This is a genomic window from Bacillus sp. Bos-x628 (assembly GCF_040500475.1).
Taxonomy (GTDB): domain Bacteria; phylum Bacillota; class Bacilli; order Bacillales; family Bacillaceae; genus Bacillus; species Bacillus maqinnsis.
The window spans coordinates 2,752,614-2,773,301 of the sequence record NZ_CP159358.1; the positions used below are offsets into that span (position 1 = coordinate 2,752,614).

A 20,688-nucleotide genomic window follows, 5' to 3' on the forward strand; every position below is an offset into this window, starting at 1 on the left:
GAAGTCATTATGACATTAACGATAAGGATGCGATTCGGATGAGTAATGCAGACATTTTAAAAGAAATTGTTCTCGTACATTATGAAGTCAGCCGTAAGTTAAACCGTAAGTTACTTGAGTTAGAAAAAGATATCACACCTCCGCAAATTTATGCCCTCTCTATTTTGATTCAAGGCAAAGTTTCTCATGCCGAAGAGCTGAAACAAAGGCTCTCTTTGAATCCAGGTGCAGCCTCTATTGCACTCAATAAATTATCTGAACAGGGATACATTCAAAGAGAACGGGACAAGCATGACCATTCACTTGTCCGTTTAGAAGCCACTGAAAAAGGCTTAGCCATTTACGAAAAGCATACACGTGTTTTTGGCAAAGTGATTCAGCATATGATGTCAGACTTCACAGAGGAAGACTTAAAGACCTTTCTTCAATACTTGCAAAAAATGAGAAAAACCTTTCAGGATGAATGATGAGTATGCCCCTTTGTATAATGCATGACCCAGTAGCACAAATTAAACAGGCAATGGGATATTATGAAAAGGGGTGAAGCAGTGATGTCATTTTTCCAAAAGGATAAAAAGGCGAAAAGTGAAAAAGATCATCAGCAAGTTGATCAGCTGTTAGAAGAAGCAAGCAAAGAACTAGCAGGCGATCCTTTGCAAGAAGCTGTACAAAAGAAGAAAAACAAGCATCAATAAGGAAAAAGGGCGGAGAAAAAGTTCTCTGTCCTTTTTTCTATGATTTTCCCTTTGACAGATATGAGAATGTTTGATAATCTTCGTGTAGTAAAAAGTGAATAGAAATCCTCACGCTATGTCTCAGTGAGGTAGAGGTTGCGCGGATGATGAGTCACACATGGGAGAGATGGAATCGTTGATCATGTGAAAAAAGGCATCAGCGCCGAAGTGTAGAGAGAGCTCCAACTTTCTTTATGCTGGGTCTGCATTGAATAAATGCAGGACTGCCACGTCTAAATAGCGTGGAGGGCTATCCGGAGATCAAGGTGTATGTTTTGAAAAGCATGGACTTTTGTTCAGGCTTTTTTTTATGTTCTGATGGTAAGAAAAGGGCATGCTTGTTTTTAAGAAAGGGACCCTTAACGAACATAAAGAATGCAAATCATTGCATCACAAATATATCGACAAAGATACTGCCGGGTCTGGTCCAAAGAGAATAAAACGGAGGTACGGAAATGGAACAGACAAAAAATTGGGGTTTTTGGTTATTGACGGCTTTTGTCGTCGGAAATATGGTGGGTTCAGGCATCTTTATGCTACCAAGTACGCTCGCACAGCATGCAAGTCCTTTAGGTGTGACGATGGCATGGCTTGTAACAGGCGGCGGTGTGTTAATGATTGCACTTGTATTTGGGCATTTGTCCATTCATAAGCCGCATCTTACTGCTGGACCACAAAGTTATGCAAGGGCGCTTTTTAAAGACCCGAAGAAAGGAAAAGCGGCTGGTTTTACAATGGTATGGGGGTATTGGGTTGCCAGTTGGATTAGTAATGTTGCCATCATTACTAGCCTTACTGGTTATTTAACAACATTTTTCCCCATTTTAACAGTGAAGACAGTGATATTTACCTTTGGGAAAGAAGCCATTACACTCGGGCAACTCATGACCTTTATTGTATGTACACTTCTGTTATGGGGAACACATACAATCTTAGTGACGAGCTTAAGTGTAGCTAGTAAACTAAACTTTATTACGACATTTTCAAAGGTGCTTGGGTTTGTCCTATTTATCGTGGCAGGCTTGTTTGCTTTTCAGACCGCATTATTTGAGCATTATTACTTCCAGGTTGCGGCCAAAGGGGAAGGGATGCTTGGAGTTGGCGGCCAAATTCATCATGCGACGATCTCCACGTTATGGGCATTTATTGGAATTGAATCAGCTGTGATTTTATCAGGAAGAGCTTCTTCTCAGCGCGACGTTAAGCGTGCAACAATTACAGGTCTTTTGATTGCCCTTTCGATTTACATGATTATTACGCTTATTACAATGGGTGTACTTCCGCACGATCAATTACAAAGCTCAGATAAACCGTTTGTGGATGTGCTTCAGCTAATTATTGGACCGGCTGGTGGAATTGTCATGGCACTACTTGCCATCATTTGTTTATTTGGGTCTATGCTTGGCTGGATTCTACTCGGTTCAGAAGTGCCATATCAAGCAGCGAAGGCAGGAGATTTCCCAGCGGTATTTGCGAGAACAAATAAAAAGGGAAGCCCTGCATTTGCCTTGACTGTCACAAATATCATGTCACAGTTGTTCATTTTTTCAGTGATGTCACGTACCATTAATGAAGCTTTTACCTTTTTAACGACATCAGCGACACTTGCCTATTTAATTCCATATATCGTGTCGTCGATCTACAGCCTTAAGGTGATTATGCAAGGTGATACGTATGACATTCAAAAAGGAAATCGCAAAAGAGACGGTGTCATCGCACTAGTCGCAATGGGATATTCCATTTGGGTGATTATATCGGGCACAGCAGATTTCAAAACATTCGGTCTCGGGATTGGCTTGTTCTTAATTGGCATCTTGCTCTATCCATTCATGTCTAAAGGATTTGCAAAAGAAACGGAATAGGTAGACGTTTCTCCAAAACTGGAGAAACGTCAGATTGTAGAGAAACTCCTGTTTTTCTACAATCTTTTTTATTTTTAACGTATGTATGATGTATCCTAAGCGCTTTTGTTACTTTTGGTTTGAGTTCAGCAATTTGGCAATTGTGTTGATTGAAAGAGTTCTTAAATATGGAATCAGTTGCAGCGGCAGTGGTCTTCCCAAGTGTTTTGAGACCCCCATAGTAGCTTTCTGCAAGGAGAACGATTCGTTTTTCCAAAAGTTCTTTCCTATCCGCTTAATGGTGATAATGATTATCAATATCACTATTATCTTAACATGAAATCAATAAAAATGCATTGCTTTCTCTCTCACCATGTGAAAATGATGAAATAATCCTGTTTTTTTAAATGGAACTGAAGAAAAAGTATCATAACAGGATTTCAAAAAGAAAAGAAAGTGATATACTATAATTCGAGATTGATAATCATTATCACTAATGAGGAAGAGAAGTGAATGGAAAGGAAGAGACTGGTTTTGGGCGCACAATCAAATAAACAGCTTTCAACTAAAGACGAAGCGATTGACATAGTAACGAAGCCCTTTGGAACAGCAATTGTTGTCATCTTAGGGATTATTGCTTTAGCATTTGGTCTTTTTTTATCAGTATCGTTAGGAGCGGCAAATATCCACTTACACACTGTGTGGGAAGCCGTTTTTCATTTTGATCAACATCAAACATCTCATCAAATTATCAAGGAATTAAGATTGCCGCGTACGGTTGGAGCAGCACTTGTAGGAGCCTTTCTAGCTATATCGGGGGCAATGATGCAAGGGATGACAAGGAACGCACTCGCATCTCCTGAAATTATGGGGGTGACAAATGGTTCCGCATTTGCGATCGCCATTGCGTTTGCTTTTTTCCCAGACCAATCTTCATTTACATTGATTTTATGGTCATTTGTTGGAGCGGCATTTGGTGCAAGCCTCGTCTTTGGTGTCGGTACTCTTTCAAAAGGTGGACTGACGCCAGTGAAGTTAGCATTAGCTGGTACGGCAGTTAGCGCATTCCTTAGCTCGATCTCCTCAGCCATTGCCATTCGATTTGATGTCGCTCAGGATATGAGCTTCTGGTACGCTGGTGGCGTTGCAGGTGTGAATTGGAACAATATTAAGGTCATCATTCCTGTTGCGATTTTAGGCTTCATCATCGCCATGGTGCTTGCCCGCTCGATCACCGTCCTCAGTTTAGGTGATGAATTAGCAAAAGGGCTTGGACAGTACACGAAAGCAGTCAAGGTACTTGGGATATTGGTTGTCATCCTTTTGACAGGTGCAGCCGTTTCGGTCGCAGGCTCTATTGGTTTTATCGGGCTTGTGATTCCTCATGTTACTCGTTTCCTTGTCGGGGTCGATTATAGATGGATTATTCCATGCTCAGCAATTTTAGGGGCTGTTCTTTTAATTTATGCAGATATTGTGGCAAGACTCGTCAATGCGCCATTTGAAACACCAGTCGGCGCAATTACAGCGATCATAGGCGTTCCTTTCTTCTTATATTTGGCTAGACGTGAAAGGAGCGGAATTTAGATGGAAATGGTGCAACATGCAAAACAAAAGAAATTTAAACGAACCATGTGGTGGATCTTTTTCGCTATCATGGTCGTGTTTCTCATTAGCTTAAACACTGGAGAAATCCAGATTTCTCCTATAAATACATTGAAAACACTTTTTGGGTTTGGAAGTGAAATGGATGAACTTGTTTTGTTTGAATTCAGGCTTCCAAGAATGGTCATTGCCCTACTCGTTGGCGCTTCGATCGCTGTGTCAGGTGCAATCTGGCAGGGCGTGTCTCAAAACGGTCTAGCAGATCCCGGCATTCTTGGTGTGAATGCGGGTGCGGGTTTTGCAGTTGTTCTGTTTATCTTTTCATTCCAAGGCTCTATGTCAAACTTGGGGGAATTCGCCATCTTTGTGTTGCCGCTATTCGCTTTTGCAGGTGCAGGGTTTGCTGCATTTCTAATTTATGTGTTAGCGTGGAAAAAAGGAATTACACCTGTGCGACTGATTTTGACTGGAATTGGTGTGAATGCTGCGTTTTCAGCAGCCATTGTGGTTATTCAATTAAAAATGAGTCCAAATGATTTTAACCAAGCGATTATCTGGTTGTCTGGAAGCATTTGGGGTTCAAGCTGGACATACGTGATATCCGTCTTGCCTTGGATGTTAATTTTTATCATGTTAGCGATTTTGAGAGCGCGTTATTTAAATATCATGAATTTGGGTGATCAACTGTCTTATGGACTCGGGATATCTGTTCATAAAGAGAGAAGCTTGATGATGCTGATTGCTGTTGCATTAGCTGGAGCGAGTGTCGCTGTCGCAGGAAGTATTTCCTTCTTAGGCTTAGCTGCACCGCACTTGGCTAGAAAGCTTGTTGGACCTAAGCATCAGTTAATGATTCCTACTACTGCTATGATTGGAGCGCTGCTATTATTACTGGCGGATACAGTTGGCCGTGTGATACTTGCACCATCAGAGGTCCCTGTTGGGCTTGTGGTCTCTGCTTTGGGCGCACCTTATTTTATTTATTTATTAATGAAAACGAACTAAATAAGAAAGGAGAGGACAACAGATGAAATCGCTCGAAACTAAAGAGCTTTGTATAGGCTATCATGACCGTTTGATTGTCGAGGATTTAAATATCAGTATCCCAAAAGGAAAGGTGACCACATTGATAGGACCAAATGGCTGCGGGAAATCAACGATCTTAAAAACGATGTCCCGTATTATGAAGTCATATAAAGGAGCCGTTTATTTAAATGGTCAGGCGATCCAGAAGACACCAACAAAAGAGATTTCAAAACAAATGGCCATCTTGCCGCAAACCCCCGAAGCACCAAGTGGACTGACCGTATATGAGCTTGTATCATATGGACGTTTCCCGCATCAAAATGGATTTGGCCGCTTATCCAATGAGGATAAACGTCTCATAAGATGGGCACTTGAGGAAACGGGGATGATTGCTTTTCATGATCGCCCAATTGAAGCTCTCTCAGGTGGACAACGTCAGCGAGTATGGATTGCCATGGCGCTTGCACAGGAAACAGAGTTGCTGTTACTAGATGAGCCAACGACTTATTTGGATCTTGCACACCAGCTTGAGATTCTTCAGCTATTAGAACGCTTAAATCGGGAGCAAGGTCGTACATTGCTCATGGTCATCCACGATCTCAATCACGCAGCCCGTTTTTCACATTACATGGTGGCACTCAATCAAGGAAAAGTAATCAAAGAGGGAACGCCTCATGAAGTCATGACAAAAGAGGTACTTGGTCAGGTCTTCCACATTGATGCAGAAATTGTCCTTGATCCTAGAACAAACAAGCCTATTTGTTTAACATATGATTTGATGAATCATGAAAGAAAGCTAGAAGCTGTGAACGGATGAAAAGATGTACGAGAAACTCGGTGCTTATACCGGGTTTTTTTCGTATTGAGGATTCTTTGTTCATCTCATTTTCCCAAATGATATTTTTTACTTTTATGCAGAAAAGAGTTACTTTTTTACTGTAGACAATGGTAATATACGGATAGAGATCATAGCTAGAAAGGAAAGAGATGCGTGGAAACAGCAAAAATATTGATTGCAGATGACGAAGAAGCAATTGTAAAAATGGTTGAACGCGTATTACAAAAAGAGGGATTCCAGCATATTTATAAAGCCTACCATGCAGATGAAGCATTAGATGTTGTCAAAAACGAAGATATTCATCTCTTACTTATAGATGTTATGATGCCCGGCAAGTCTGGCTTTGACGTTCTTCCTGAAATGAGAAAATATACGAAAGCACCCATTTTCTATTTGACTGCAAGAACGTCTGATGTAGATAAATTAACAGGCTTTGCACAAGGTGCAGATGATTATATTACTAAGCCATTTAACCCGTTAGAGCTTGTTGCCAGAATTAAAGCGCACTTAAATCGAACATATATCTCCTTACAGGAAGAACAAGAAGAGAATCATAGCCAATATGAGTATGCACATTTCTCTTATCATCCGCATGCTGCAGAACTAAAAGTAAGAGGTGAGGTGACCGCATGCTCTGCCCAGCTTTTATCCTTGCTGAAATTCTTTTGTGACCATCCGAATGAGGTTCTTTCAAAAGATCAAATCTACGAGAAAGTATGGGGTGTGCCATCTTATGGTGATAACAACACCGTCATGGTTCATATTCGAAAGCTAAGAGAAAAAATTGAATTAGACCCGAGCCAGCCAGAATATATTGTGACCATTCGTGGTATGGGCTATAAATTTATTCCTCATCCTGTGAAGGTCCTCAGTTAATTCATGAATTTACGAACAAAACTTTTCTTTCATTTTGTCGGGCAAATGTTTATTGTCATTGCGATCCTGCTGATCGGGAATACTTTCTCTGAGAATCTATACTATAAAAAACATTATGAAAATATAGCAGAGACCGGTTTAGCAAAGGCTGATGGAGATACACTCATGAGCTGGCTTTACTTTAATGAAGACGGAAAAATGGAAGCAGATGATCAGCTCAAACAAGCAGTGAAAAAGCGTGACGGCTGGCTGCAAGTGATAGATTCAAAAAAACATAACATATACAGTTACCATCTACCTAAAAATATTCCAACATCCTATCAAAAGGATGAAATGATTAAGATATTTGAAAAGAGACAATTTAAAGATTACAAGATGTACTTCTGGCCAATAGAAATTGATCAAAAGAATTATATCGTGCTATATGGTTTCAAAACGAACAGCACCAAGGTAGCGAATTATTTAAAACAACATGAGAAAAATCTAGCTGCACTTTCCCAATACTCAAGTGAAACAAAAGACTATTTGAAAAGAATGAACGGTTCTGTTCATTTATTTAACGAAGAAGGGAAATATCTGAAAGGTATTCGAGCAAAAGATGATTTTAAAGATAATGTAACGGACGTTGAGTTGCTCAAATATCAATCAAAACCTTGGGAATTTAGAAGTGACCTGACTTACATCAAAGTGAATAAAGACTTATATATGATCGTATCAGTGCCAAATAAAGTGTACAGTCCAGACGAACTTTATGATAAAGAGACAGAAGCGTTAAATCAATATACGACCATCCTCATCGCTGGACTTGCGCTCACCATCATTATTGTGATGACCCTATGGTACTCATATCGTTACGGATTACCGATCTATCATATTATTCGCTGGCTGATTTTCTTATCAAGAAATAAATTGCAGGAGCCAACCAATAGAAAAGGGATTCCTGTCAGTAAAAATAAAAAGGGACGCATCAAACGGGAATATCGGTTGTTTGAGGATATTCTGAAAACAATGGACCAATTGACTCATACCTTAAAAGAAAATGAAGCAAACCGAAGAAAAATCCAAACAACAAGGGAAGAATGGATTGCTGGCTTGTCTCATGATTTAAAAACGCCTCTTAGTACGATATATGGTTATGGACTGATGCTAGAATCAAATCAATACCAATGGTCCAAGGAAGAAGTCATGGAAATAGGACAGGTGATTCGTGAGAAATCAGAATACATGTCGACATTGATTGAGGATTTAAACCTCACATACCGATTGAAAAACGGAGCGCTGCCAATTAATCGAAAACCAGTGGAGCTTGGTGAGTTCTTAGCATCTATCATGGACGAGTTTGCAAGGAGCTCATTTTCTGAACATTATCCTTCATCTTTTGAAAATCAAACAGACGGTGTCATTTTTGAGATCGACAAAGCTTGGTTTAGACGAGTCATTGAGAACTTGTTAGCTAATGCAGTCAAGCATAATCAAAAAGGGACTCATATTAAAACCACTTTATCTGAAACGAATGAGGAAGTTCGGATCGAAATTAAAGACAACGGGCGTGGTATGGCACAAGAAACGGTTGAGCACTTGTTTAACCGTTATTACAGAGGGACAAACACAAACGATTCATCGAACGGAACAGGTCTCGGGCTAGCGATAGCGAAAGAACTTGTTTTGCTACACAACGGTGATATCCAAGTTGAAAGTGAAATAGAGTTAGGAACAACTATTGCGATTATCCTAAAAAAATCATCGCCTGTAAAATAGTCAAAAAGCGATTTCCTTTTCAAGAGGAGGTCGCTTTTTCCTATTTTAGGATTGAAATAGATGTTGTAAACGATTACAATAAAATTGTTAACGTGAACAAATCAATTTTATTACATAGTGAGATGGGGGAGTTTGATGAAAGTTTTTTTAGATGACCAGTTTTTATTAAACAGTCAAACGGCGGAAAAGTTATATCATGAGTTTGCGAAAGACCTTCCTATTATTGATTACCATTGTCATTTAAGCCCAAAGGAAATCTATGAAAATAAATCGTTTCAAAATATAACGGAAGCATGGCTTTACGGAGATCACTACAAGTGGCGTGTCATGAGGGCAAATGGCATTCCTGAAACGCATATAACAGGTGATGCATCAGATAAGGAGAAATTCTTAGCGTGGGCGAAAACAGTTCCAATGACGATAGGAAATCCTTTATATCACTGGACTCACTTAGAGCTAAGGCGATATTTTGATGTAGAAGAGCTTTTGAATGAAGAGAATGCGGAATTGATTTGGCAGAAGGTGAATGAAAAGCTGCAAGGAGATGGCTTTGGCGCTAGAGATTTTATTGTGAAATCGAATGTCGAAACAGTAGTGACAACAGATGATCCGATCGACTCTCTTTTGTATCATCAAAAACTGCGGGATGAAGGGTTTTCTGTGCAAGTGTTGCCAGGATTTCGACCGGATAAGGCACTAGATATTACGAATGATTTTTTTGTTGAGTATGTTCGTCAACTTGCGAAGGCCTCAGCGACACCGATACAATCCTACCAAGATTTTTTGAAAGCGCTTAATATAAGAGTGGATTTTTTTCATGAACAGGGCTGTCTGATCTCAGATCATGCGATCAATGAAGTTGCTTTTGAAGAAACAACAGAAGAAGAGGTAGAGGTCATATTTGATAAAAGGTTTTCTGGTCATCCATTAACTGAGGAAGAGACGATCAAATTTAAGACACATACATTGATCTTTCTCGGGAAGGCGTACTGTGAGCGAGGTTGGGTGATGCAGCTTCATATCAACGCCCTCAGAAATAACAACACAAAAATGTTTGAGCAGCTAGGACCAGATACGGGTTATGATGCGATGAATGACCAGGATATTGCGAAGCCGCTTTGCCGACTTTTAGATCAATTAGAAAGAGAAGATGCGCTGACAAAAACCATTCTCTATTCTTTGAATCCGAGAGACAATGTGGTGATTTCGACCTTAGCTGGAAGCTTTCAGGATGGAAAAACACCTGGGAAAATACAGCATGGTACTGCATGGTGGTTTAATGATACAAAGCAAGGAATGACAGAGCAAATGATGGCTCTTTCCAGTATCGGGCTGATTAGCCGATTTATTGGCATGCTGACGGACTCACGAAGTTTTCTTTCTTATACAAGACATGAATATTTCCGCAGATTGCTTTGCGATATTATAGGAGATTGGGTGGAAAAAGGTGAAGCACCATATGATCTCTCGCTGCTAGGAGGAATGGTCAAAAGAATTAGCTATGAGAATGCAAAGCAATATTTTCAATTTGAGCGGGCAGGCCAGTCAATGCATAGAAGCAAGACCACATGAAGAAAAAGGTAAGAAAATGAAAGCGGTTTTATGATAAGATGATGATAAAAAATCATAAAAGGCGGAGTAGCATGACAGTCACGATCAAAGACATAGCGAAATTGGCAAATGTCTCTCATACCACAGTATCAAGGGCATTAAATAACAGTCCTTTTATTAAAGAAAAAACAAAACAAAAGATTTTGTCGATTGCAAAACAGCTGAACTATTCTCCGAACGTCCATGCCAGAGGCCTTGTATCACAAAAATCATTTACAATTGGTTTGTTTTTTACGAGTTTAACTGAAGGCACATCCTCAAGTTTTTTCGCTGATGCGTTAAAAGGTGTCAACAGTGTCATAACTGAGCACTATCATATGTTTGTGAGAGGGATTGATGATTTTCATGATTATTCGACCATTCATAAGCAGCGCTATGACGGCATTTTACTCATGAGCCAAAGTGAGCATGATGAAGCGTTTATCCATCATGTGAAAAGACAAGGCATTCCTCTTCTTGTGCTCAATCGTCGTGTAGAAAGTGATGACGTGATGAATATACTAGCAGATGATCGTCAAGGTGCATATCAAGCGACGCAATTTTTCATTCAGCAAGGTCATAAACAGATTGCCATTATTGAAGGAAAAGAAGGCTTTAAATCAACGCAGGAAAGAAAAGCTGGCTTTTTGCAAGCATTAATAGATCATAACGTGCCAATGAAAAAAGAATATATGCTTAAAGGTGACTATCATATGAAAAGTGGCTATGAATCAATGGAAGCTCTGTTAGCCCTTAAGGAGCCGCCAACAGCTCTTTTTTGCTCAAACGATGATATGGCCATTGGGGCGATGAATGCTTTATACGCAAAAGGAAAAAAGTGTCCGAAGGATGTGTCTATTATCGGTTTTGATGATATCGTATTTTCCTCTTATACAACACCTGCACTGACAACTGTCAAAAAGCCAATCGAAAAAATGTGTGCGCTCGGAGCAAAAGCCATTCTTTCGGTCATTAACGGGGAAGAACAAGAAGCGGATCATATGAAAAAAGTGTATGTACACACAGAACTAGTGATTAGAGATTCGGTCAAAGAGGTGCCTTAATAGCACCTTTTCAGCTATAAATGTTCACGTGTGCATCATAAGGAGGGGAAATAAATGAAACGATTATCCAAAGCAGTTTATCCGACTGCTGACTATCCAGAAACCATTCTGCAAATCGGTGAAGGAAATTTTATGCGCGGATTTATCAATTGGCAGATCCAAAAGCTGAATGACCACACTGATTTTAAAGGAAGAGCGGTTGTCGTTCCTCCTCGTAAGGGATCGGTCAGCGCATTAAATGAACAGGATGGCTTGTATACGATATGTATACAAGGCTTTCATGAGCAAAAGGAAATCAATGAGCGCATGATCATACAATCAATTAGCAGAGGAATTAGTACTTATACGGATTATGAAGGCTTTTTACAAGTAGCAGAAAATCCTGATCTTCGCTTCGTTTTTTCAAATACGACAGAGGCAGGGCTCGTTTTTAGAGAAGAGGACCGTTTTGAGGATCGTCCGCAAACGAGTTTTCCAGGAAAACTGACAGCTTTTTTGTATCATCGATTCAAAGCATTCTCAGGAGATGATCAAAAGGGGCTCATCATACTGCCATGTGAGTTGGTTGAAAAAAACGGAGATCGACTAAAAGAATATGTCATCAACATGGCGTGCAAATGGAATCTCCCATCCTCCTTTCTTACATGGATAAAGGAAGACAATGTCTTTTGTAATACGCTTGTTGATCGGATTGTACCGGGATTTTCTAAGGAAGCTGCTGAAGCGGTACATAAGGAAGAAGGGTATATGGATGAACTGCTTGTGATGGCAGAATATTATCACCTGTTTGTCATTGAAGCACCTGCCTTTGTTCAAAGGGAGCTTCCTTTTCAAGAAGCTGGTCTGAATGTGTTGTTTGTGAAAGATATTTCCCCTTATCGAATGAGAAAGGTGCGCATACTAAACGGGGCCCATACAGCTATGGTACCAATTGCATTGTTATCTGGTTTGGAGACAGTAAAAGAAGCTGTGGATGATGATCTTATCGGTCCATTTATCCGAAGCATGCTGGATGAAGAAGTTCTGCCCAGCCTAGGGCTTCCTTACAAAGAGACATCTCTCTATACACAAGCGGTTTGGGATCGTTTTTGTAATCCATTTGTGAAGCATCAATTAATGGATATTGCATTAAATGGTGTGTCAAAGTTTCAAACTCGTATTCTCCCATCTATGCTTGATTATGTAGAACTTACAAAGCAGTTGCCAATGAAACTAGTATTTGCACTGAGCAGTCTCATTTATTTTTACGGAAAATGTGCGAATTTATTAAAGGATGATGAGTATGTGATGACATGGATGAAGAAGGCTTGGGAAGAGGAGCATCATTCCTATTTATCTGTCGTTGAACGAATTCTTTCAAACCAACAGTTATGGGGGATGAACTTATTGAGTGTACAGGGATTGAGCCATGCTGTAGCTGATCAGCTCACATTCATACATGAGCATGGAATGAGAGCCGCTGTGCATCAAATGTTGCATCATCAATATGAAAACCAGGGGGAGAAAGCATGAAAGAATTTATTGTGATTCATCCTTCAGATAACGTCGGCATTGCACTAAAAGTGCTTGCGCAAGGTGAGAAGCTGCAACATCAAGGAAACACACTTATATTAAAAGAAACCATCCCTAAAGGTCATAAATTTGCATTAGTTGATATCAAGCAAAGAGACAACGTGATTAAATATGGGTATCCGATTGGTCATGCTACAACTTCTATCGCAACTGGAGAATGGGTCCATACGCATAATATAAAAACCAATTTATCTGGTAAGCTCGATTATCAATATGAACCTTCTTTTACTGAAACTCTCTATGAAGAAATGAATCTTACTTTTAAAGGTTATAAGAGGAAAAACGGAGCAAGTGGTATCCGCAATGAGCTATGGATTGTGCCAACGGTCGGTTGTGTCAATGGCATCGCCGATCAAATCATCCAAATCTTTTCCGCTGAAATGGGAGGAGACATACATCCTTTTGAAACGGCTCTCGTGTTAAAGCATAACTATGGGTGTTCACAGCTTGGAGATGATCATGAGAACACAAAAACCATTTTGCAAAATGCAGTGAAGCACCCGAATGCTGGAGGGGTACTCGTCTTAGGACTTGGGTGTGAAAACAATGACATAGAGGATTTTAAGTCTACATTAGGTGATTATGACCAAGAGAGGGTCAAATTTTTAAGAAGCCAAGAAGTGGGAGATGAAATCGAGACGGGCGTTACCTTACTTAGAGAAATTTATGAAGCCGCCCAAGGAGATCGTCGTGAAGATATCCCGTTATCTGAGCTGAAAATCGGCTTGAAGTGCGGAGGATCAGATGGGTTCTCTGGCATTACGGCAAATCCGCTTTTAGGAAGGCTGTCTGATTTTATTGTAGCCCAAGGAGGGACGACCGTATTAACAGAAGTGCCAGAAATGTTTGGCGCTGAAACCATCTTAATGGAGAGAGCGGAATCTAAAGCCACTTTCGACAAGATTGTTCATATGATTAATGATTTTAAACAATACTTTATTGATCATCGACAGCCAGTGTATGAAAATCCTTCCCCGGGAAATAAATCAGGCGGAATTTCGACATTAGAAGATAAATCTCTTGGCTGTACTCAAAAGGCGGGCACTTCCGAAATTAGAGATGTATTGAAATATGGAGAGTTGCTTAAACAAAAAGGTCTTCATTTATTAAGTGCACCTGGTAATGATTTGGTTGCCTCATCTGCTCTTGCTGCTTCTGGCTGTCAGATGGTGTTATTTACAACAGGGAGAGGGACGCCATTTGGCACATTCGTCCCAACAGTGAAAGTGTCGACCAATACGGCGTTATACGAAACAAAGAAGCATTGGATTGATTTTAATGCTGGAGAATTGCTAGAAGATGTTCCAGAAGATGTTGTGTTGAAAAAATTTATTTCATATGTCATTGGTGTGGCAAGCGGTAAACAATTAAATCATGAAAAGAATCATTTTAAAGAGCTTGCAATCTTTAAAACAGGTGTCACACTTTAGGGCGACTGGGGGGATAAGTGGAATGTCTAAAAAACGTGATTTGATGTATATCACAGCAGGGATGGTTTTAACAGGAATCGGGCTCGCTCGGTTGGCGAAGCAAGAGAAGAAAGGCAAAGAAGCTGACGAAAACGAAAAGGAGCAGATTTTAAAGCAAATAAAAGCACCGGTATTTCCCGATCGTGAATTAAATGTGGTTCATTATGGTGCAGACCCTAAAGGGATAGAGCTTTCGACAAAAGCCATTCAGTCTGCGATAGATGATGCGAATCGTTTGAAAGGGGGGCGTGTCCTTATTCCTAAGGGAACGTTTTTAACAGGGGCTCTTGAATTAAAAAGCAATGTGGAGCTTCACCTGCATAACAACGCATATGTGATGTTCAGTCAGAATCCAAAGCATTACCTCCCACTCGTACTGACTCGATATGAAGGGATTGAACTATATAATTATTCTCCTCTCATTTATGCACATCAGGCAGAAAACATTGCAATTACAGGAAATGGGACACTGGATGGCAGGGGAGATGATCATCATTGGTGGCCATGGAAGTATGGAACGAACGGTCAACCTTCACAGGAGAGAGATCGTCAACTTCTTTTTGATATGGCTGAAAAACGTATGCCGGTTGAAGAAAGAATATTTGGAGAAGGTCATTATCTGCGATCAAGCTTTATACAGCCGTACCAATGTCAACATGTACTGATTGAAGGAGTGACAGTGAAAGATTCACCGATGTGGCAAATCCATCCGGTACTCAGTCAAAATGTAATCGTCCGTCATGTGAAAGTGATTGGACATGGACCGAATACAGATGGTGTGAATCCAGAATCTTGTCAGAATGTGCTTATTGAAGATTGTTATTTTGATAATGGGGATGACTGTATTGCCATTAAATCTGGCAGAAATGAGGACGGCCGAAGAATTGGTATTCCTTCGGAAAACATAGTGATTCGCCGAAATGAAATGCGTGATGGTCACGGCGGGGTGACGATAGGCAGTGAAATATCTGGTGGAGTCAGACATGTGTACGCAGAGGATAATATGATGGACAGTCCGAACCTTGATCGGGCACTTCGTATAAAAACCAACTCTGTCAGGGGCGGAATCATTGAACATATTTATTTTAAAAACAATACGGTAAAAAGCGTAAAGCATGAGGTTGTCTGTATTGACATGATGTATGAGGAAGGAGATGCGGGCCCGCATCGTCCTGTTGTTCGTCATATTGAGGTAGAAGGGCTAAAAAGCAACGGTGGGCAATATGGTGTGAAAATTGCAGCATATCCGCATTCGCCTGTGACTCATTTTAAAATGAAGGATTGTGTCATAGAGAATGTGTCGTATCCACTTTCATTAGAACACGCAGTGTCACCATCTTTTCAGCAGGTCATCATCAATGGTGAACAAGTCAATCAATAGCTTCTTGAGAAAACAGCCTTTTGACGGGCTGCTTTTCTAATTTAAGGATGAAAAATACGCTTTTGGACATCACATATACAACCTATCGGCACTGTAGTATAATATTCCCGAAATTAGAAAAGAATTGACGGAAGGAATTCCATCAACAGTACATAAAGCAGGGGGGTTATATCATGAAGAAATTAACAGCCATTTGGCTATCATTATTGCTTATGTTTGGTGTGTTAGCTGGATGTGCAGGAGCTGAAACAGATCACACAACAACTGGTTCACAAAACAAAGAGACGACTGCTGGTGCATTTCCTGTTTCCATTCAAGATGCAACTGGTAAAACCGTCGAAATCAAAGAACAGCCAAAACGGATTGTTTCCTTAATCCCAAGTAATACAGAGATTGCTTATGCACTTGGTCTTGGAGACAAAATAGTCGGCAGATCAGATTTTGACAATTATCCAAAGGAAGTAGAAAAGGTAGAAAAAATTGGGGGAATGGAATTCAATGTAGAGAAAGTCATCTCCCTAAAACCTGATCTCGTGTTGGCACATGCATCACAGATGAGTTCCAAAGAAGGATTTAAACAGCTAAAAGATGCAGGTGTTCAAGTGTTGACAGTAAATGATGCGACATCTTTTAAAGATGTTTACAAATCAATCAACATGATTGGGGAAGCTGCTGGAGTGAAAGAGGCATCAACAAAGCTTGTGAACCGCATGAAAACAAGCTTGAGTGACATCAAGAAAAAAGCAGCGTCCATTTCAAAAAACGAACAAAAAACAGTCTTTGTCGAAGTGTCAAAAGCTCCTGAAATCTATACAACTGGTCAAAATACATTTATGGATGAAATGCTGTCAACCATTCATGCAAAAAATGCGGCAGGAGACCAAACTGGCTGGGTACAAATGACAGAAGAATCATTGATCAAATTAAATCCAGACGCCATTGTAACAATTGATGGTGCGAGTTTAGCTGACTTGAAAAAAAGAGATGGCTGGAATGCTGTAAAGGCAGTGAAGGAAAAACAAGTCTTTCAATTGAATACGGATCTCGCATCAAGACCGGGACCGAGGTTGATTGAAGGAGTCGAGGAACTTGCAAAAAGCATCTACCCTGACACGTTCAAATAAATTAATCATCACATACGCTTTAAGCGTTGTATTACTTGTGATCAGCATTGGAATGGGGATCTCACTTGGTAGTTTAGGGATTCCCATTCCTTCTATTATTCGTATATTTGTTCATGAGCTATTCGGTATTCGCGCTGGAACCATTGATTCAATTGAAGACAATATAGTGATGAATATTCGTTTGCCGAGGGTCATTTTAGCGGCATTAGTCGGTGCGGCACTGGCGTTATCTGGTGCAGCTTTTCAAGGTTTATTAAAAAACCCCCTTGCTGATCCTTATACACTAGGCGTGTCCCAAGGAGCATCTGTTGGAGCAGTGACGACCTTGTTTTTCAGCTTACAAATCCCCTTGTTAGGTAGTTTTACACTGCCTTTTTTCAGTATGACAACGGCACTTGTGACGCTCTGTCTCGTTCTGTTTTTGGCACATCTTGTTCATAGAGGAATGAGTATTTCCTCATTAATATTGACCGGTGTGATTTTTAGCTCCTTTTTGGGAGCGCTGATTTCTTTAATGATTGCTTTAACTGGTGATGATTTAAAAGAGATTATTCATTGGCTGCTTGGCAGCGTGTCCATGAGGGGATGGCGCTATATTGCCCTTTTTTTACCTTTCTTTCTGACAGGTACCTTTGCGCTCATTCTGACAGGACGAGATTTGAACGTGATGACGTATGGGGAAGAGAAGGCAACGTTATTAGGTGTGCATGTCAAAAGGAGCAAATACATTGTTCTTGTTGCTGGTTCTATTCTGACTGGCAGTGCTGTGGCTGTGTCAGGAACAATCGGTTTTGTGGGGCTTGTGATTCCGCATTTTATTCGTCTATTAGCTGTCACAGATCATCGTCATCTTCTACCTTTATCCATGCTGAACGGGGCATCTTTTCTTGTTTTAGCCGATTTGTTATCACGTACGATCATTGAACCTACTGAATTGCCGATAGGCATTATTACTGCATTAATTGGTGCACCCGTATTTGGGATGATTCTCATCCGCAGGTATAAAGGAGGAGCGCATCTATGATTCAAGTGAAGGAAGTCAGAGGCGGTTATGGAGAGAAACAAGTCATCCGCGGCATTAGTTTTGAGGTAAAGGAAGGAGAGTTTGTCGGTATACTTGGACCAAATGGCAGCGGTAAAACGACATTGCTCAAGATGATGGCTGGTATATTAACACCAGAGAGCGGTCATGTACTCCTCAACGATAGGTCAATCCAATCATACCGGCCGAAGGCGCTTGCGCAAAAGATTGCTGTATTACCGCAAAAAACCGATCAAGCCTTCTCATTTACAGTCGAAGAAACCGTTCAGTTTGGACGTTATCCTTATCAAAAAGGACTGTTGCAATCTTTAACGAAAGAGGATTTGCATGTCATAAACAAAGTCATAGAACAAACAGATATAGCCCGATTTAAGGAGAAATCCATCCATGAATTAAGCGGAGGAGAACAGCAGCGTGTGTATTTAGCACAGGCATTAGCTCAGCAGCCGCAATACTTATTACTAGATGAACCAACGAGCTTTCTTGATTTAGCCTATCAAAAAAATCTGCTTGATTTCATCAAAGAAGAGACAACTTCCTTTGGGCTGACGGTGATTGCTGTGTTTCATGATGTAAATATCGCAAGCTTATATTGTGATCGGCTGCTCCTGCTTCATCAAGGAAAGGCTGAGGTATTTGACGAGCCAGATCGTGTGCTGACAACCGAACGAATGCAGCGGGTTTATGAAACGGATGTAACAAAACTGCATCACCCTCTTCGCGCTACTCCTCAATTGATCATTGAACCTGCGACTGTCTCAGCAGGTTCAAATGAGAGGAAACTAGCAGATGGATGGAGGACGTATGGATCTAGTGGGATGATTTATTCCATTAATCATCCGCTTCGCATACTATCCTCTCATAAGGACAATGGCGGATTCTTTTGGAAAAGATCACTTGGAACAGGGACTTGGGCACTTCATGATACGAGTGAACAGTCAGATGGACCTGATGATATGCTGTTCCTCTTTCAAGCAGACGGACAAAAGCAATACGCTGCCGAGAGTGATGGAGATTATCTGTACCTCTATGGCATGCAGCATAAAGGAGAGCTGGCAGTTTGGCTTTTGCTCAATGGTTTTTTATCAGATGGAACGTTTGTTCAACTCATGGGACAGCTTATGAGAATCATTCAAATGGAGACTTGCTTCAACATCCATCATCTATGTATAGCTGCTACCCAGAGCCAAGAAGATTTAAGTGATGCGATTTCACATGCGTTGTTACGAGAGAAAATCAATCATCTTCTTCAAACATTAGATGCTATAAAAAAGTGAACTTTAATACACTCGTCTCACCTTCGGGGTATACTAAAAGAACGAATTGATGAAAAAGGGGTGACATGATGAAACTTTATACAAAAACCGGTGATCAAGGAAAAACGGGATTAATTGGCGGGAGAACGGATAAAGATGATATGAGAGTAGAAGCGTACGGTACGTTAGATGAAGCTAACAGCTTCATTGGTCTTGCTCATGCGAATTTGCGCCAGTATGGGGAATTGTTTCAAGATGTCCTTTCAGAGCTGATTGTGATTCAGCATGAACTGTTCGACTGTGGCGGTGATCTGGCAACGATGAAACCACGCCAAGAAGGAAAATTATCAGAAGAATCTGTGGCTGTCCTTGAGGATAGAATAGATGTGTACGTAGAAGAAGCTTCGCCGCTGACAAAATTTATTTTGCCGGGCGGTACGGAAGGTGCGGCATTATTACATGTGGCGCGTACGGTGATCAGAAGGGCGGAGCGCCAAATTGTGACTTTAGCGAAACAGGAGGATATCCCGGCTGTTACGTGCACATATGTGAACCGGCTATCCGATTATTTATTTGCAGCCGCACGTATTGTGAATCATCGACTTGGTCAAGCTGATGTTGAATATGAACGCAGTGCACACGTATTTCAGTCTAAATAAGTAAGGCACTCTTCGTAAAGAAGGGTGCTTTTTTGATGGGTGTCAAACAGTCAGTCTAAACAAAATTACGACTCTGGTCGCAATCAAAGATCAGTCTGCGACACGTTTTTCGGCTGTTGTTTTTTGACTATAGTAAAAGTAAGGAGCAAGAAAGGAGGCATAAAAAGGAAGGAGGCGAGTCAACTGCGTTTTTCAAGAAATCAAATTTTAGGGATCACCAGCATTGGAGAGCCGAGACTTGAATCAAAGTAGCAGAAAAGGTGATGAATCCTCGTCATTCATCAAATGGTTCGATTCTCCATGATTCACTAACCGCGAGAGAAATGGAAATATTTTATCAAAACTCGATGTAGAAGATCGAACACAAGCGGGCTGTTTATGCACATCGTCATAAGCTCATCAAATGAAAAAACAGCTTTCAAATGAAAGCTGTTAGAACATGCGGGAATTAGTCCTTCTGTCCTGTGATCGGACGTTCAGATAGTTGATGGAGCTCAGGAACTGGAAAAGCCTCCTGCTCCTCGGCCGATTTTTCTTCGAGGGTTTTCTTCATCTCGGATAATCGCTTTAAGCTTTCCTTTGCCACTGTAGCTTTTTTCTCTTGCAAATCAATGATCTGTGAAAGTCCAACGAGTAAACTGCCTCCAATGAGAAGGAGTGCAGGGGTTTGTCCGTAATAAATGATGATCATTAATGTGCTTGAAAAGCTGTCGGCTTCAATAAAGAAGTCTTCTTTTGACTGCAAGAATACAACGATTAATAGCAGTATTCCTAAAATCAAAAATAGAATGCCGGCCGAAAGTAAAGCTCGTTTCATGTTTGACACCCTTTTTTTCTTACCATTTTAACATAC

Annotated in this window: 18 protein-coding genes and 1 riboswitch; of the genes, 17 read left to right on the forward strand and 1 reads right to left on the reverse strand. The window is 40.6% G+C overall.

Going from position 1 to position 20,688, the window contains the following annotated elements:
* The first annotated feature begins 38 nt into the window (after positions 1-38).
* From ABVJ71_RS14120 to ABVJ71_RS14200, 17 genes are all read left to right on the forward strand, one after another.
* Entirely contained in the window at positions 39-467 is a 429-nt protein-coding gene (locus ABVJ71_RS14120) for a MarR family winged helix-turn-helix transcriptional regulator (RefSeq protein ID WP_353854582.1), read from the forward strand.
* A gap of 84 nt (positions 468-551) precedes the next feature.
* Positions 552-695, forward strand: a complete 144-nt coding sequence (gene sspJ / locus ABVJ71_RS14125) for a small acid-soluble spore protein SspJ (protein WP_353854583.1) — start codon at positions 552-554, stop codon at positions 693-695.
* A gap of 121 nt (positions 696-816) precedes the next feature.
* A riboswitch (Lysine riboswitch) is annotated at positions 817-995 on the forward strand.
* Between the two features lie 194 nt (positions 996-1,189).
* A complete protein-coding gene (locus tag ABVJ71_RS14130) occupies positions 1,190-2,596 on the forward strand; it encodes an amino acid permease (RefSeq protein ID WP_353854584.1) in 1,407 nt (468 codons plus the stop codon).
* A 513-nt stretch (positions 2,597-3,109) separates the two neighbouring features.
* Positions 3,110-4,162: an iron ABC transporter permease gene (locus ABVJ71_RS14135; RefSeq protein WP_353856688.1), complete on the forward strand. Its 1,053-nt coding sequence runs from the start codon at positions 3,110-3,112 to the stop codon at positions 4,160-4,162.
* A 45-nt stretch (positions 4,163-4,207) separates the two neighbouring features.
* Positions 4,208-5,185: an iron ABC transporter permease gene (locus ABVJ71_RS14140; protein ID WP_353856689.1), complete on the forward strand. Its 978-nt coding sequence runs from the start codon at positions 4,208-4,210 to the stop codon at positions 5,183-5,185.
* A gap of 22 nt (positions 5,186-5,207) precedes the next feature.
* Positions 5,208-6,023, forward strand: coding sequence for an ABC transporter ATP-binding protein (locus ABVJ71_RS14145; RefSeq protein WP_353854585.1), 816 nt, complete (start codon positions 5,208-5,210; stop codon positions 6,021-6,023).
* Positions 6,024-6,197: 174 nt separating this feature from the next.
* Positions 6,198-6,920, forward strand: coding sequence for a response regulator transcription factor (locus ABVJ71_RS14150; protein ID WP_353854586.1), 723 nt, complete (start codon positions 6,198-6,200; stop codon positions 6,918-6,920).
* A 3-nt stretch (positions 6,921-6,923) separates the two neighbouring features.
* Positions 6,924-8,678, forward strand: a complete 1,755-nt coding sequence (locus ABVJ71_RS14155) for a HAMP domain-containing sensor histidine kinase (protein WP_353854587.1) — start codon at positions 6,924-6,926, stop codon at positions 8,676-8,678.
* A 135-nt stretch (positions 8,679-8,813) separates the two neighbouring features.
* Positions 8,814-10,250, forward strand: coding sequence for a glucuronate isomerase (gene uxaC / locus ABVJ71_RS14160; protein ID WP_353854588.1), 1,437 nt, complete (start codon positions 8,814-8,816; stop codon positions 10,248-10,250).
* Positions 10,251-10,321: 71 nt separating this feature from the next.
* A complete protein-coding gene (locus ABVJ71_RS14165; protein WP_353854589.1) occupies positions 10,322-11,332 on the forward strand; it encodes a LacI family DNA-binding transcriptional regulator in 1,011 nt (336 codons plus the stop codon).
* A gap of 54 nt (positions 11,333-11,386) precedes the next feature.
* Positions 11,387-12,844: a tagaturonate reductase gene (locus ABVJ71_RS14170; protein WP_353854590.1), complete on the forward strand. Its 1,458-nt coding sequence runs from the start codon at positions 11,387-11,389 to the stop codon at positions 12,842-12,844.
* Positions 12,841-14,334: an altronate dehydratase family protein gene (locus ABVJ71_RS14175; RefSeq protein ID WP_353854591.1), complete on the forward strand. Its 1,494-nt coding sequence runs from the start codon at positions 12,841-12,843 to the stop codon at positions 14,332-14,334. Before ABVJ71_RS14170 ends, ABVJ71_RS14175 begins: the two co-directional genes overlap by 4 nt.
* 22 nt (positions 14,335-14,356) lie before the next feature.
* On the forward strand, positions 14,357-15,754 hold the full coding sequence (locus tag ABVJ71_RS14180; protein ID WP_353854592.1) for a glycoside hydrolase family 28 protein: 1,398 nt from the start codon (positions 14,357-14,359) through the stop codon (positions 15,752-15,754).
* Positions 15,755-15,927: 173 nt separating this feature from the next.
* On the forward strand, positions 15,928-16,878 hold the full coding sequence (locus tag ABVJ71_RS14185; protein ID WP_353854593.1) for an ABC transporter substrate-binding protein: 951 nt from the start codon (positions 15,928-15,930) through the stop codon (positions 16,876-16,878).
* Positions 16,844-17,902, forward strand: a complete 1,059-nt coding sequence (locus ABVJ71_RS14190; RefSeq protein ID WP_353854594.1) for an iron ABC transporter permease — start codon at positions 16,844-16,846, stop codon at positions 17,900-17,902. Before ABVJ71_RS14185 ends, ABVJ71_RS14190 begins: the two co-directional genes overlap by 35 nt.
* Entirely contained in the window at positions 17,899-19,197 is a 1,299-nt protein-coding gene (locus ABVJ71_RS14195) for a heme ABC transporter ATP-binding protein (protein WP_353854595.1), read from the forward strand. Before ABVJ71_RS14190 ends, ABVJ71_RS14195 begins: the two co-directional genes overlap by 4 nt.
* Before the next feature lie 68 nt (positions 19,198-19,265).
* Positions 19,266-19,835, forward strand: a complete 570-nt coding sequence (locus tag ABVJ71_RS14200; RefSeq protein ID WP_353856690.1) for a cob(I)yrinic acid a,c-diamide adenosyltransferase — start codon at positions 19,266-19,268, stop codon at positions 19,833-19,835.
* Positions 19,836-20,283: 448 nt separating this feature from the next.
* Here the strand turns inward: ABVJ71_RS14200 and ABVJ71_RS14205 are convergent, their stop codons facing one another.
* Positions 20,284-20,652: a hypothetical protein gene (locus ABVJ71_RS14205; protein WP_353854596.1), complete on the reverse strand. Its 369-nt coding sequence runs from the start codon at positions 20,650-20,652 to the stop codon at positions 20,284-20,286.
* Positions 20,653-20,688 lie beyond the last annotated feature (36 nt).